This window comes from Candidatus Kryptonium sp., from assembly GCA_025060635.1.
Taxonomy (GTDB): Bacteria; Bacteroidota; Ignavibacteria; order Kryptoniales; family Kryptoniaceae; genus Kryptonium.
This window is the reverse complement of sequence record JANXBN010000007.1, coordinates 1-16144: the sequence shown is the minus strand read 5'-3', so window position 1 is coordinate 16144 and position 16144 is coordinate 1. Positions and strand designations below refer to the sequence as shown.

Annotated in this window: 10 protein-coding genes; 2 read left to right on the top strand and 8 right to left on the bottom strand. The window is 36.7% G+C overall.

Features of this window, described 5'->3' with window-relative positions; all coding sequences use genetic code 11:
* Positions 1 to 9: 9 nt before the first annotated feature.
* The 5 genes from smc to NZ923_08895 form a co-directional block, all read right to left on the bottom strand.
* Positions 10 to 3549, bottom strand: coding sequence for a chromosome segregation protein SMC (gene smc, locus NZ923_08915; GenBank protein ID MCS7230139.1), 3540 nt, complete (start codon positions 3547 to 3549; stop codon positions 10 to 12).
* 15 nt (positions 3550 to 3564) lie between these two features.
* Positions 3565 to 6096, bottom strand: coding sequence for a hypothetical protein (locus NZ923_08910; protein MCS7230138.1), 2532 nt, complete (start codon positions 6094 to 6096; stop codon positions 3565 to 3567).
* A gap of 295 nt (positions 6097 to 6391) precedes the next feature.
* Positions 6392 to 7306 carry a PfkB family carbohydrate kinase gene (locus tag NZ923_08905; protein ID MCS7230137.1) on the bottom strand — a complete coding sequence of 305 codons (915 nt, stop codon included), beginning with the start codon at positions 7304 to 7306 and terminating at the stop codon, positions 6392 to 6394.
* A gap of 17 nt (positions 7307 to 7323) precedes the next feature.
* Positions 7324 to 8082 (bottom strand): slipin family protein, encoded by a 759-nt coding sequence (locus tag NZ923_08900; GenBank protein ID MCS7230136.1) that lies wholly within the window; start codon positions 8080 to 8082, stop codon positions 7324 to 7326.
* A gap of 24 nt (positions 8083 to 8106) precedes the next feature.
* On the bottom strand, positions 8107 to 9405 hold the full coding sequence (locus NZ923_08895; GenBank protein ID MCS7230135.1) for a nodulation protein NfeD: 1299 nt from the start codon (positions 9403 to 9405) through the stop codon (positions 8107 to 8109).
* 133 nt (positions 9406 to 9538) lie between these two features.
* Between NZ923_08895 and prmA the strand changes: the two genes are divergently transcribed.
* Both prmA and NZ923_08885 read left to right on the top strand, forming a co-directional pair.
* Entirely contained in the window at positions 9539 to 10375 is an 837-nt protein-coding gene (prmA, locus tag NZ923_08890; protein ID MCS7230134.1) for a 50S ribosomal protein L11 methyltransferase, read from the top strand.
* Positions 10344 to 11309 carry a Ppx/GppA family phosphatase gene (locus NZ923_08885; protein ID MCS7230133.1) on the top strand — a complete coding sequence of 322 codons (966 nt, stop codon included), beginning with the start codon at positions 10344 to 10346 and terminating at the stop codon, positions 11307 to 11309. Before prmA ends, NZ923_08885 begins: the two co-directional genes overlap by 32 nt.
* On the opposite strand, the gene NZ923_08880 is transcribed toward NZ923_08885, so the two are convergent.
* The 3 genes from NZ923_08880 to NZ923_08870 form a co-directional block, all read right to left on the bottom strand.
* A complete protein-coding gene (locus NZ923_08880; protein ID MCS7230132.1) occupies positions 11275 to 11649 on the bottom strand; it encodes a response regulator in 375 nt (124 codons plus the stop codon). The two genes, NZ923_08885 and NZ923_08880, sit on opposite strands and share 35 nt — an antisense overlap.
* Positions 11630 to 14428: a GAF domain-containing protein gene (locus tag NZ923_08875; protein MCS7230131.1), complete on the bottom strand. Its 2799-nt coding sequence runs from the start codon at positions 14426 to 14428 to the stop codon at positions 11630 to 11632. Before NZ923_08875 ends, NZ923_08880 begins: the two co-directional genes overlap by 20 nt.
* A 200-nt stretch (positions 14429 to 14628) precedes the next feature.
* The gene (locus NZ923_08870; protein MCS7230130.1) at positions 14629 to 16122 is read right to left on the bottom strand and encodes an aldehyde dehydrogenase family protein; all 1494 of its coding nucleotides are present in this window, start codon (positions 16120 to 16122) and stop codon (positions 14629 to 14631) included.
* Positions 16123 to 16144 lie beyond the last annotated feature (22 nt).

The following is a 16144-nucleotide window of genomic DNA, read 5'->3' as shown; positions in this document are numbered from 1 at the left end:
TGAAAATGTTTATCTTTCAACCTCTTGTTTGAACCTTACCGAAACGATCTTTGAAACACCTTCTTCCTCCATGGTTACACCGTAGAGCGTATCAGCTGCTTCCATAGTTTTCTTGTTATGTGTGACTATTATAAATTGTGTATCACTTGAGAAGCTCCTCAAAAGATTTATAAATCTGTCAATGTTTGCATCATCAAGCGGTGCATCAACTTCATCTAAAACACAAAATGGACTTGGTTTCACAAGATAAATTGCGAAAAGAAGTGCAATAGCAGTTAAGGTTTTTTCTCCTGCAGATAAAAGATCTATTGATTGCAATCTCTTTCCCTTCGGCTTCGCCATTATTTCTATTTTTGATTCAAGCGGATCAATGTTGCCATTTTCATCCGGGACGAGTTTCAAATCCGCTTCGCTATCAGGTCCGAAAAGCGTCTCAAATGTTCTTTTGAAATTCTCCCTTATTTTTTCAAATGTCTCAAGAAACTTTTTCTCGGCGGTTGTGTTAATTTCATTAATTGTTTCCTTAAGCGTTTTCTCGGACTCAAGCAAATCGTCTCTCTGCGAAATCAAGAATTCAAGTCGCTTTTTTTCCTCCTGATAATCATTAAACGCAAGCAAGTTCACAGGTCCGAGAAGTTTAAGCTTCGCTTTCAAATTCTCAACTTCTTCCCTTAAAACTGCGATATTATAGTCTTCAAATTCTTTATATTCAAGTTCCACTTGATACTCTTCCTTCGCTCTTTCCCTTAAATTTTGCATTCTCAATTTCACCTCGTTTATCTTCATTTCAATATCGTGCATTGCGCTAACATATTCCTCATATTTAGCTCTTTCGTCCTTTATTTTTCTCTCAAGCGATTGGATTTCAACTATTTTAGCATTGTGCTGAGATTGAACCTCCTTCAATCTCTCGCGAAGCATTGAAACCTCATTTTCAAGGAGATCATGTTTTTCTCCAAGTTCAACCAGTTTGAATTCAATATTCTCAACCTGAAGTTTGCTTTCTTCAATTTCAATTTCACACTCATTAATTTTCACCGAGTTCCGTACAAGTTCATCCTCAAGCCGTTTTATCTCTGATTCAAGATTTTTTTCATCATTTTCAAGGGAAACAAGTTTAATGTTAAGTTCTGAAACATGTTCAGCTTTTATGCTCCATTCCCTCTCAAGCATTTCAAATTCTGATGTCGCTATTGAAAGTTGATATTCAATTTCTTCTTTTTCCTTTTCAAGCGTTGAAATTTCGTTTTCAAGTTTAGATAAAATTTCCGTTAATCTCTCAATCTCTTTTTCAATCTCGTCTTTTTCCCTTTCTATCTCGCCGATTCTTTCAAACGCTCTATTTCTTCTGTATTCAACTTGGTTTATCATCTTTTCAACTTCCACGACCGACGATTGGATGCCTCGCAAGGCGTCTGATAGTTCTTTTAAATTTATCGTTTCAACTTGATTGCTCTTTTCTTCAATTTCTTTTTGAATACGATTCAATTCGTCTTTTAGCTTTGAAACCTCTTTTTCCAATAGATCAATTTGTTTTCTTTTACCTATAACGCTTTGTGTTGAACCATTCGTGCTCCCACCTTTAATCAAGCCCTCATCGGTGAAGATCTCCCCTTCAAGTGTTACGCACTTGACATTCCCGTAATTTTTTAAAACCTCAATCGCCGAACTTTTATCTCTCACGATGAGAAATTCATCAAGCAAAAGATCAACTACCTTCTTGAACTTTCCTTCGCAAGATACCAATTCATTTGCCCAACCGATTACGCCGTTGCCGCGAATTGGGAGATTTGTTGCATAATTTTCTGGAATTTTCTCAAGGCAGATAAAAGTCACTTTGCTTTTGTTTTGTGATTTCAAAATATCAATGGCTCTTTCAGCTTCCTCAACGGTATCAACGATTAAATAACCTGCCGTCTCCCCAAGCGCTGATTCAATTGCGAACGAAAGCTCTGGCTCAACATCCACAACATCAGAAACACTTTTAAAATTAGGATTGTAATTTTGCACGAGGAATTGTGCACCTTCAGACAAATCAACGTGCCTTTCAATTAATTCCCTTAAAAAATCAATTTTTGAAAGCCTTTTATTTATCTCGCTTTGAATCGCGAAAGATTTTTTTCTTAATTCCTCAATTTCAGATTTTAAATTTTCTCTTAACGCTTCCTTTTCATTAAATATCCTCTCAGCGCTCGCAAGTTCGTTCAAAAGCGTCGCCTTCTTTTCAAAAAGAAATCCGAGTTCTATTTCAGCATCGTTTATCTCCTTCTCCTGCGAGTTCTTTTCATCATTTAGTAGATCCAGCTTACCCTTGAAATTTTCCATCTTGCCTCTCGTTTTCTCAATTTCCCCTCTTTTATCGGAGATCTGATTCATCTTCTCAATTAGTGTCTCGTTCAAGTTTCTAACCGCAATTCTTTTCTCATCAAGACCTAATGATAATTGATCAATTTCCTTTTTCTTCTCCGTATATTCACTTTGTAAAATCTTTCTTTCGGTTGAGACGGCATCAAGCGCTAATTTTCTCTCGCCAATTTTTTGGTTTAATTCATGGATACGATGTTGAAGTTCAAGCTTTTCTTGCGAAACCTTCTCAATTCGCTCTATAAAAACTTTTTTCCTCTCCTTCAAAAGCACAATTTCTTGTTCTACCAAACTTAACTCTTTATTTCCCAATTCAATTTTCAAATGTATTTCCTCAACTTGTTCTTCAATTGTCCTAAGTTCGCTTTTTAGTACATCAAGGAGTTGCTCTCCACGGGAAAGTTCATCGCCGATATTTATTTTCTTATTTCTTTCAGCGTTGAGTGTCTCTTCAAGATAGATTAAAGTTCTATGAAGTTCTGAATACTCTCTTTCAAAGAGAGAGAGCTCACTTCTTTTGAGCTCTTCAAGAATTTGATTGTATTTTTCAGCTTTTTTCGCTTGTCTTTCAAGAGATGCGACATTTTTTTGAACCTCGCGGATTATATCGTTTACTCTTGAAAGATCATTTTTCACATCCTCAAGTTTTCTGAATGTTACCTTTTTTCTTTGCTTATATTTCGTTATTCCAGCTGCTTCCTCAAAGAGTTTTCTTCTTTCTTCCGCTTTCTCACTTAAAAGCGATTCCACCATCTTTAGCTCAATCACGGAGTAAGCATTTGCTCCCATCCCCGTATCGGCAAACAAATCAATTATATCCTTTAATCTGCAGGGAACCTTGTTTAAAAAATACTCGCTCTCGCCCGATCTAAAGACGCGCCTAGTTATAGTTACCTCCGAATATTCCATTGGCAAGATTCCTTTGGTGTTCTGAATTGTGATGGAGACCTCCGCCATTCCGAGTGGTTTTCTTTCCTTTGTCCCGTTAAATATAACATCCTCCATTTTGTCGCTTCTTAAAACGCTAGCTCTTTGCTCCCCGAGAACCCATCTTATTGCGTCCACTATGTTGGTCTTTCCGCAACCATTTGGACCAACTATTGCTGTTATACCGCCGTTAAATTTTAACTCAACCTTTTGAGCAAATGATTTAAAGCCAAAGATCTCAAGTCGCGAAAGATACATTCATCCATACCCTTTTTATTTTACACTGTTTAAAATATTGAACAAAAACTTCAAATACGCAAGCGTTGAGAATTTATAGTCGTAGAAGATCAAAAGCGCACTTAACAAAATTAAAATTAAGCCGAGCGAAAACAGATAAACTCGCAATTGCCCTGTTTCATAAATTATTGAAATTCCCTTGATCAACCTGATAAACGAAATCAGAAGGACTATCAAACCAAATCCAACTATCATAAGCCCAGCTTCAAAATTTAATATCAACCTATATAAAACCATATCTATCGGGATAAGAAATATAACGGGCAAAAACGACCATACAACAACTGAATAAGAATGATTTAAAAAAACCCTAACCCGGACAAACGCTGAAAAAATCTGAACAGCAAATGTCAAAATTAAAATCAAAACAAATGAAAAAAGCGAACAATACAACACCGAAGAAATAGGACTCCACGCAATTGAGATTAATTTCACCTTTAACCAATCAACGAAAATCAAATGTGTCAAGATATAATCAAGATACTCATTTTGCTTTAATCTATTCAAAACCCCAGCTATGAAAACACCAAGCGTTGCAGAGATTATCAACGCCAGCACACTCGTTTGCCCAAATGAAATTGAATATTGATCCCTGATGTCAGCGAAGAAATTATAAGGTCTGAAAATTGCTCTGTTGAAATTTTCCCTAAACCAACGATATGAGTAATAGATATACGAAAGCGAAAGAAGAAGAACTATGGCAAAAATCGTATAAATTTCTGGAATATTTTCAGAATAATCCCCAATTGCAAGTGTTGGGACTTTCCCATCTGTGTAAAGTGCCTTCAAAACTTCATAAGCTGGTCTTCTCTCCCTGTGGTATGAAACAACACCCATAGTGTAAAGATAAAGGTCTGGATTCGGAAGGGTCATAACAGGTCGCTCGCCTCTCCAATCAGCAAAGGTCCAAACAAAAGAGCCATCATAATTCATCTCTTGAATTAACCTGTATCGCTCAAGTATATATTTTGCTTGACTTTCATAAGAAAGCGGATCAGAATAACCATTTCTATTTCCAATTTGAACTGCCTTGCCATATTCAGTTACAATAACTGGTTTGTCGCCATACTTTTTCTTCCACAACTCTAACATCTCTGAAAATTTTTCAATATTATCAACATAGACATTTACGCAAGCGAGATCAACAAGGTCAGCGCAAACATCATTTTTTATCATCCTTGAAGCATAGTAAACTGGTCTATCATCAATTGACTTAACAAACTTAACCATTTCCCTGACATATTTTCTGACTTTTTCATTTGCAGAATCAAACTCATTTCCAATTCCCCACGCTAAGACGCTTGGATGGTTTTTGTCTCTATTTATCATTTCTGCGATATAATCCTTTGCAAGGGAGATGTACCTTTCAGTCGTTAATATATCAGCAGGAACATTCCAAACCGGTATCTCTTCCAGAACAAGGAGCCCATATCTATCGCATAGATTGAGGACATATGGATGCGGTGGATAGTGTCCGAGGCGAACTGCGTTTGCTCCCATATTTTTTATCAAAACCATATCCCTTTCCATCTCCTCATAAGTTAAGGCGTTTCCAAAATTTGGATGATCCTCGTGCCTTGAAATCCCTTTCAAGACAATCCTCCGTCCATTTAAATAAATATCACCACCACTAATTTTTATCTCTCTAAAGCCTGTTACAATGATGAACTCGTCAACAACCTTACCAAGATTTGAAACGATAAGTTTTAAAATGTAAAGTGTAGGCTCTTCTGGCGACCAAAGCTTTGGAGCATAAATTGAAAACGGGATTTTAACTCTTAAGCTTCTTGAATCATCAATGAAAAATGTCAACGGCTTTGTCGCTGTTACGAATACTTCACCGTTTTTTTCAAAGATTTGAAGTTGAATTTCAAAATTTTTGTTAACAAAATATTCTGATATTTCAACGGAAGAAAGGTAGGTATCAACCTCGCCGTTCAAAACCGAATAATTTGAGGCAAATGAATATAAAACTCGCGCATCATCCACCCAAACTTTCGGAGTAGCAAGTATGTAAATATCCCTATAAATTCCGCCATAATTTCTCCAAGCCCAAACTTGATGCCTCAATGGGATAGTTGTTTTTGAATTAAGTTCATTGTTTACTTGAATTTCCAATATGTTCTCACCTGCGTTTAACATTCTATCTGGAATCCTCACGACAAAGGATGTATATCCTCCGATATGCCTTGTAAGAAATTGACCATTGATGAAAATTTGACACTCATAGTTTATTCCATAAGCGACAAGAAACAAAACTTTGCTCCGAACAAGGGTATCTGAAATAACGAAATTTTTTCTAAATGTCACTTTACCTGTAAAGTTGTAAGCTGAGGGAACCAACACCTCAAACCACTTTTTCTCCCCCTCAACCTTAGCAAGCCATTTACCAGATAAATCAATTTTAAATCTCGTATTGGTATCATGAAACATCCCAGCATCAATTCCAGTTAAAGTCGGGTTGCCATTGAATAAAAATTTTTCCGCTGTTGATTGAAGTGCTTTCACATCACACTTCAGAAAGAACAGGGCAAACAGTATTAGAAAAAATCGTTTCACCTTCACCTTCACCTTCAACTTTGTTATAAAAGTGCAGTTAAATTTAATAAAAACGAGGGAAATGTTTATAAAATTTTCACTCTGGCAAGATTAAACTTGAAAAGTCCCCTTCCATTTAATTTCACGGTACCCACGGCTGAAAGTTTTTTCACCTCTTTAAAAATTCGTATGTTGTTTCGCTCTCCATTGATCTGTATGAAACGACATATACACAATTTTTCCCACAATCACTTTTTGATTTTTACTAATCTACTTCAAACCTCGTCATCTCCTGAAAAGTTTTGAACCTCTCTTGAATTTCATTCCATGTTAAGTTTTTGATTCTATTTATACCAAAGTCCTCAACACAAAATGAAGCAATTGCGCTTCCATAGATCACCGCCTTTCTCAAATTTTTTTCAGAGATATCACCTGTTCTAGCTATCCACCCAGCGAAACCACCAGCAAATGTATCACCAGCCCCTGTTGGATCTTGAATAGCTTCAATAGGATAAGCAGGAGCGGAAAAGATCACGCTATCAATCATCAAAACAGCTCCATGTTCGCCTTTCTTGATCACCACAATATCAGGTCCGAGATCAAGAATTTTCCTTCCCGCTTTTATCAAGTTCGGTTCCCTTGCTATTTGCCTGGCCTCGGCATCATTTACAATTAAAACATTGACATGTTTTAATGTCTCAAGAAGTTCTTCGTATTTCCTTTCAATCCAAAAATTCATCGTATCAGCAATGACAAGCTTTGGGCTATCAACTTGTTCAAGAACCCTCATTTGAAGAACTGGATCAATGTTTCCTAAACAAACATATTCACTTGTCCTGAACTCATCAGGGATAACAGGTTCAAAATCAGCAAATACATTTAGATGAGTATAGATAGTTTCTCTCGTGTTCATATCATAGTGATATCTTCCAGCCCATTTGAATGTTTTACCACCACTTACAATTTTCAATCCATTCAAATTGACATTTCTCTTTTTCAAATCATCAATTACTTCTCTTGGGAAATCGTCACCAACGATTCCAACAAGTCCTATTGACTTCGTAAAATAACTTGCGGAAATGGAAATATAAAGCGCCGAACCGCCCGGCGTATCCTCAACTTTAGCAAATGGTGTTTCAATTGTATCAAGTGCTATAGAACCGACAACGAGGAGATTCAAAACAATTTTCCTTTATTTTATTTTTTCTTGTCCCCTGACTCAATAAATGGTTTTATAAGCTCAATCGGGATCGGGAAAATTGTTGTGGAATTCTTTTCAGAAGCGACCTCAGTTAATGTTTGCAGAAATCTAAGTTGTATTGCTGTCGGATATTGCCCTATGATCTGAGCTGCTTCTGCAAGGCGTTGAGCTGCTTGATACTCACCCTCGGCGCTGATTATCTTTGCTCTCCTTTCTCTTTCCGCCTCTGCTTGTCTTGCCATTGCTCTCTTCATTTCTTCAGGAAGATCAACATGTTTTATTTCAACCATTGAAACCTTAATACCCCACGGATCGGTGTGTGCGTCAATTATTTGTTGGAGATTTTGGTTAATTTTCTCTCTTTCGGCAAGAATTTCATCAAGTTCACTTTGACCTAAAACGCTTCGCAAAGTTGTTTGGGAAAGCTGCGAAGTCGCATAAAGATAATCTTCAACTTCAACTATTGCCTTCTCAGGATCAACGACTCTAAAATAGACGACAGCATTAACCTTAATTGAAACATTGTCCCTCGTTATTACATCTTGCGGTGGAACATCAAGAGCAACTGTTCTTAAGCTCACCTTTACCATTCTATCAATTATTGGGATTAAAAATATAAGCCCAGGTCCTTTAGCACCTATTAATCTACCAAGTCGGAAAATCACCCCTCTTTCGTATTCACGAAGAACCCTTATAGCACTTGAAAGTATGATGATTAAAAATACTACTATAACCGTTAAAAGTGATATCGTCATAAGCCTGCCTCCAAATTTGATTTTTTAACTTTCCTTCTTATCTGCTTTTTCAACTTTTAATGTTAAACCTTCAATGCCTTTTACAACTATCTCTTCATTCGGATTAATTTTATCTTGGCTTATCGCTTTCCATATTTCCCCATGAACTCTTACTTGTCCTGTTGCCCATCCATCTTTCGCTGGTCTAAATTGAGTGAGAGCAATTCCCGTTTCACCTATCAACGCTTCCCTTCCGGTGGTTGGTCTTCTGGTTTGTGCTTTCAAAGCCATTCCTATCGCAAAGAGGAAAAATAGAACGGTTAAAGCGACAGCAGTTATTATAACTGTTAATGAGATCTGCATAAGTTCAAATGGCGAATTTATTAACATTATTGAACCAAGCAAAAGTGAAATTGCCCCACCGATGGTTAAAATACCATGGCTTACAATTTTGATTTCAAGCAATAGCAAAATTATGCCAAGTATAATCAAAGCAAGACCTGCGTAGTTGATTGGCAAAGCTTGCAGTGAATAAAAAGCAAGTATCAGACAAATCGCACCGATAACTCCGGGGAAGATGGAACCAGGATTATAAAGTTCAAACAAAATCCCATAGATTCCAAGCAAAAGCAAAATATATGCGATATTCGGATCACTTATTAAAGCGAGCAACCTCTCGCGCCAGTTCATTTCAACAAATTTTATAGTAGCGTCTTTCGTTTTTAAGATTTTCTCTTTTGAATCAACTTTTACAACGCGTCCATCAATTTTCTCAAGCAGGTCTTTCAAATCCCTCGCAATTAGATCAATTACACTGTCTTTCAAAGCTTCTGTTTCAGTTGATGAGATGCTCTCACGCACTGCTTTCTCCGCCCATTTGACATTTCTGTTCCTTTTTTCAGCTATCGTTCGCACGAAAGCTGCAGCATCATTTGTGATTTTTTGCTCCATTACTCTTGAAGTATCACCCATTCCACCAAGCCCCACAGGATGAGCAGCTCCTATGTTCGTCCCTGGAGCCATCACTGCGATATGAGCTGAAAGAGTTATAAAAACGCCAGCTGAACCAGCGCGCGCACCTGACGGGTAAACAAAAACAACCACTGGAATTTCAGCTCCAAGAATTGCTTTAACAATTGTCCGTGTTGATTCAAGAAGACCACCTGGTGTGTCAAGCTCTATGACAAGACATTCTGCTCCTTCTTCAGTCGCTTTCTTTATTGAGCTTGAAATATATTCAGCTGTTGCCGGGTTTATCGTTCCTTCAACTTTTATCACATACACAAAATTATCTGCGAACGCTTGGCTCAATCCCAAAAACAAAAGTAAAATTATCTTTCTCATCTCATGGAATGATTTTATTTGCTTTCCATTTCAATTTTACAAAAAAACTTGCTTTGTTGCAAGAAAATAATTACCTTAACCTACAACATATCGTTAGCGCACCAACTCAAAAAACACATTTTTTTCATAAACAATGAAACAATGGATTGAAGTGTCCATATCAAATGTTCCTGATGAACTAAAAGATGAAGTGATTTACTTAGCCAGCGAACTTGAAACCGAAGGATGCTGGGAAGAAGAAAACTCTATAAAATGCTATTTCAAAAAAGAAAATTGGACCGAAGAAAAAGAAAAAATTTTCTTGAATTATCTTCAAGAAAAAGCATCCAAAGCGATTGTCTCTGTAAACGAAGTTGCCGAAAAAAACTGGAACGAGATATGGGAACAAAGCATTGAACCGATTGAGGTCGGCGAAAAGTTTGTTATAAAACCGACTTGGAAAGAATACCATAAACCAAATAAAATTATTATTGAAATTGATCCCAAAATGTCTTTCGGAACAGGGCACCACGAGACCACACGACTTATGCTAAAAGCAATTGAAAAATATCTTTACAAAGATTCTAAAGTCCTTGACATCGGAACTGGCTCTGGAGTGCTTGCGATCGCTTCAGCTAAACTCGGTGCCAAAATGGTGATCGGAGTTGATAACGACCAATGGGCTTATGAAAATTCAATTGAAAACGCAGAAATAAACAATGTGAAAGATAAATTCAAATCAATTCTCGGTTCAATTGATGATGTGAAAGATAAAGATTTTGATTTTATCCTCGCAAACATAAATAAGAACGCAATAATCAACATGATGGAAAGTTTCTATGATAAGCTCAAAGACAAAGGATTTTTAATCATATCGGGCTTCATTGATGTTGAACAAGGAACAATTGAAGAATATCTTCGCTTGCAAAACTTTGAAATAATTGATGTTTTAAAAGAAAATGAATGGGTTGCGATCGTTGCAAGAAAATAAATCACTCAGAATCGCCTCAATAGATATCGGAACAAATACAATTTTGCTTCTAATTGCAGAAGTTATAGACGGAAAAATAATCCCGTTATACAACGCCCAAGTAATAGCACGACTCGGTAAAAATGTTGATGCGACTGGTTTTATACAAAAAGAAGCATTTGAAAAGGTATTAAAGGCACTTTCTGAATTTAAAACGATCGCTGAAAATTTCAAGGTTGACAAAATAATAGCAATTGGGACGAGCGCTTTAAGGGACGCAAGAAATAAAGTTGAATTCATTGATTTTATAGCCCAGGAAACAGGTATCAAAATAAAAGTAATATCTGGTGAGGAAGAGGCAAGGTTAACATACCTTGGAGCTGTAAGCGGTATTGAGCCAAGATTTTTAAGTTCAAAAATCACTGTAATTGATATCGGTGGAGGTAGCACCGAAATAATAAATGGTCATGGTTTTGAGATAAAAAAATTTATCTCACTTGACATCGGGACAGTAAGAATAACCGAGAAATTTCTCAAACATTCGCCTCCGTTTGAGGAAGAAATAAACGAAGCAAGAAATTTTATAACCCAAGAATTTCAAAAAATTGAACCCGACTTTGATTTTAAGAACTCGGTTCTTGTCGGAGTTGCTGCAACCGTCACAACCCTTTCAGCCTACGATTTAAAACTTGAAATCTATGATGGAGAAAAAGTTAACATGCACGAAATGACTTTTGAAACGATTGAAAAGATATATGAAACTTTTAAAAAGCTTAGCTCTGATGAGATCGGTAAAATTCCGCAAATTTCAAAAGGAAGGGAAGATGTCATATTTGCCGGCATTTTGATCCTACGAGAATTTATGAAAAAATTCAACTTTAACAGAATAATTACAAGCGATAGAGGAGTAAGGTATGGTGTCATTCTTGATTTGTTGCAAAGAAACTACCTATAACTTCCTTAATTTCCTCAACCTGATAAGGTTTCGTGATATATCTAAGGTTTTTCTCAACAGAAATTAAATCAATCATTTTTTTATCGGCTGAAAATCCGGATGTAAATACAACTTTCACATCTTCATCCATCTCTTTAAGTCTTCTAAAAACCTCAAAACCATCCATAAACGGCATTATTACATCAAGCATCACAAGATCAATTTCATTTTTCAATTCTTTGTAAATTTTCAAAGCTTCAACCCCATCGCTTGCCTGAATTACTTCATGTCCAAGCTCATGTAAAATGTCCGCAAGGACAATTCCAAGAAATTCTTCATCATCAACGATTAAAATTTTCAACTTTGATTTCGCTGTTTTGGTAGAATTTATAGTTTGTATCGCTTTTCAATACAGGCAAGAATATCTCAAAACTTGAGCCCTTGCCAGGTACGCTTGACACAGTTATATATCCACCGTGATTTTTAATAACACCATAAGCCATTGATAATCCAAGTCCGCTTTTACCCATTGCCCTTTTTGTTGTAAAGAATGGCTCAAAGATCCTTTTCACAATTTCATCAGACATCCCTATGCCAGTATCAGTGATTGAGACTCGGACATACTGACCCGCGGTAAATTCAGGATCTTTCACGGTTTTTTCATCAAACCATCCGTAATCAGTTTTTATATATAAAGTTCCACCATTTTCCATTGCTTCAATTCCATTTTGAATTACATTATACAAAACCTGAATTAGCTGTTCACGATCCCCTGAAATTTCTGGTATCTCGGGCTCAAGTTCAGTTTTTATGATTATTTTTTCTTCCAAGTCGAAGCTTTGAAGTGTTTCAATGATGAGCTCATTTATATTCAAATTTGAAATTTTGAATTTTCCGCCCCTTGCGTATCCAATTAGTTTCTTAACAAGTTCAGCTCCCCTTATTGTTGCCCTTTCAATTATATCAGCCCAGTAGCAGAGTTTTTCTTCGTTTGGAAATCTCATTTTTATAAGTTGAGCTGATCCGAGGATTCCAGCGAATATGTTATTAAATTCGTGAGCCATTCCACCAGCTATCTGTGCAAGCCCACGAAGCTTATCAGCCTCATAAATTTTGTCTCGCATTTTTAAATACTCCGTCAAATCAACTATTGCGCCATCGTAATAGCTCGCGCCCGAACTTTTCAAAGAAATTTTAACATTTAAGATTTCCCCCGATCTATTCTTCAACTGCGCATCAAATCCCAAAACTTGCCCATAAGTTAAAATTTCTCTTTTAAACTTTAAAGCGACTTCATCGGAGGCAAACAAATCATAAAGATTAATTTTATCTCTAACATTAAACCCAAAAATTCTCTCAAAAGCAGGATTTACATCAATAAAGTTGCCCTCTTCATCAATTCTGAAAATAGCCTCACTTGAATTCTCATATATGGTCCGATATTTATTTTCCGATTCCAAAACTTCCTGATACATTTTCGCATTATGAATTGCGATTGAAAGCATGTCAGCAATTGTTTGAAGAATAAGTAGATCAATATTATCAAAAGCATTAATTGCCTCAGATTCGCAATTTATAACTCCTATAACTTCATTATTTACAATCAATGGGACAACAACCTCCGAGGAAGTCGTTTTATAAAATCTTTTTGCTTCAGGTTCAAGAAAAATATCAGGTATGTAAATCAACCTTTTTTCCTTAACTGCCTTGCCTATTATTCCCTCGTCAATTGATTGAACATATTCATACGGTAATGATTCCTTTAAAGCACCATATATTTTCTTCATCACGAATTGATCCCCGACCTTTTCATAAATTTCAACGACAAGTTCCTTCTTTCCGAGAACGGAATAAATTATTCTGACCACGCTTTCAAGAATCTTATCAATATCTTTCAGTAAGACAAGATCTTGTGTTAATTTATAAACTGATTCAAGTTTGAAAAGTAATTTTATATTTTCCATCGTTGAGTCAAATTTTTCAAGTATAACGGTTATGGTTTCGGCGATCGTTTTGAAAACTCTGATATCTTCGGAAGTGAAGGCATTTATCTTTTCAGAACTTATATCCAAAACGCCGACCATTTTCCCCTTATTCCTGATCGGAATCGCCATTTCAGATTGGATAGGTGCATCATAAAGAGGGACAAACTGGGGACTTTTTGAAACATCATTTATAACCACAACATCGCCAAGCAATACCGCAGATCCAGCAACTCCATAACCAACCTCAATGATATAACTTTCATCAATGTAATCCTCAAGATAGCCAGAAACTGCTGTCAATTTTAACTTTTTTGATTGATCAACAGTGTAATAAAGGACATTTAGAAAATTAAACTCATTTCTTATAAGCGAAGCAACATTTTTAAAGAAATCATCCAGGGATTTAATATCAAGCCCGAGTCGTGAGATTTCAGATATTAACTTAAACTGAAATTTTTGTTTCTCAAGTCGTCTTTCTTTTTCATCAATAAGCTTAACCATTTGATTAAAGCTTTCGGCAAAATCATAAATTTCGGATGAGCGAGGCACATCAATCTGGACATTGTAAACTCCACGAGCTATATCCTGCATAAGCCCTGAAACCCTTGAGATAGGTTTCACTACCCGACGATTGAAACTTGATATTACTGTGGCAAAGCCCAGAATTATAGCGATGGCAATTAAACTAAAAATAAGTAAATTTGCCTTCGTTATATTTTCCCTATAAGTAACTGCATCTATTTTAACAAGAACAGAAGCAATTTTCCTGTTGCCGTCCTCAACTGGCGAAAAGATCTCGTAACATTCTTTTTCAGGAACATATCTTAAAATATTCTGCTTATATTGAAGGTTAACAGGGATTTCACTACTCTCGCCTGTATGAAACATAAGCCTGCCCAAGCTATCAAATATCGCTATTAGTCTTATGTCAGGAAGATCCTTATAATTTTTCACAAGCTCAAAAATTCTGTCTGATTCACCCTTAACAAAACCCGATTTTATCTCATGCTTTAAAGCCAAAAGCAAAACATTGGCCTTATTGTGGATATAGTTTTCAAAATTTCTAATAAGCGCGTGCTCGTTGAAATAAATTAAACCCGCGGTGATTACAATAAGAAAGAAGGCAATTAAACTGGCAAGAAATTTTTCGCCCATATATTTTTTAGGCAAAAAAATTTTAGTTTTTGCAAATTTTCAATCCTTTCCCGCCCACTTATACAGATCAAAACGAACGAATTTTGACCATTCACTAAAAGATATAAAATAAAAATAATTTCAGCAAATCCGTTGCAAAAACTCTCAAAATTTTATCAGTGCAAGTATTAAAAATAGCGGGGGCATAGCCCCCCTCGTTTTTACTCTTTGTAAGTGTCAATTTGCGCTCTCTGCAATTTGTCGCTATAATCTACATAAACTGTTTTTATCTCTGTGAAGAAATCAAACACCGTCCATCCACCTTCACGATGACCATTTCCAGTTTGCTTTACACCACCAAATGGTAAATGTGTTTCAGCACCGATCGTTGGAGCGTTGATGTATGTTATTCCAGCTTGGATATCTCTTATTGCTCTAAATGCCTTGTTAACATCTCTTGTATAAATTGATGATGATAACCCATATGCGCTATCATTTATAACTTCAATTGCTTCCTCAAATGATTTAACTTTTATAACGCTAAGAACTGGTCCGAAGATTTCCTCTTGTGCGATTCTCATTTTTGGATGGACATCAACGAAAATCGTTGGTGCGTAAAACCAACCTTTGTCATACTCTCCACCTGTTAACCTATGCCCTCCGATCAACAATTTTGCTCCCTCTTGCTTTCCGATCTCAACATATTCGTGAATTTTGTTAAGTTGTGCTTCATTTATAATTGGACCCATCTCCGTAGATTCATCAAGACCATTTCCGACTTTTAATTTCTTAACTCTTTCAACAAGCATTTCAATGAATTGATCATAAATTGCTTCGTGAAGTATTAACCTACTTGTTGCGGTACATCTTTGCCCTGAGGTCCCGAAAGCTCCCCAGACAACGCCGTCAAGGGCGAGCTCAAGATTGGCATCTTCAAGAACTATTTGAGCGTTTTTTCCTCCCATTTCAAGCGAAACTCGCTTCAGTGTGTTCGCTGCTTCCCTTGAAAGAATTTTGCCAACTGCGGTTGAACCTGTAAAGCTTATCAAATCAATATCTGGATGTCTTACAATTGCCATCCCAACCTCATTGCCCCCACCGTGGACAAGGTTGACAACTCCTTCTGGAACGCCTGCTTCTTCAAGAATTTGAACAAGAGTAGTTGCTGTCTTCGGTGTATCTGAAGCTGGTTTGAAAACGACCGTGTTTCCTGCTACAAGAGCCGGGAAAATTTTCCAAGTTGGTATTGCCATCGGGAAATTCCAAGGCGTTATAAGTCCAGCAACTCCAACTGGCAAGCGAATTGCCATTGCAAACTTATTTGGTAGTTCAGAAGTTGTTGTGAAACTAAATAACCTTCGCCCTTCGCCAGCTGCGTAGTATCCTGTATCAATACCTTCTTGAACATCCCCACGAGTTTCAAGCAAAATCTTTCCCATCTCGCGTGTCATCTCACGAGCGATTTCTTCTTTCCTCTGGACGAGAAGGTCAGCAGCTTTCTTAATTATGTCCGCACGCTTTGGAGGGGGAACAAGTCGCCAAGATTGATATGCCTTTTTAGCAGCTTTTACAGCTTCTTCAACATCTTCGGCACTTGATTTTGGAAACACACCGATTAAATCGTCCCAATTGGCAGGATTTCTGTTTTCAAAAGTTTTCCCCGACTTTGCATCTACCCATTTCCCGTTGATATAGTTTTTGAATACTTCAGCCATGTTAATGTCCTTTTTATTTTTT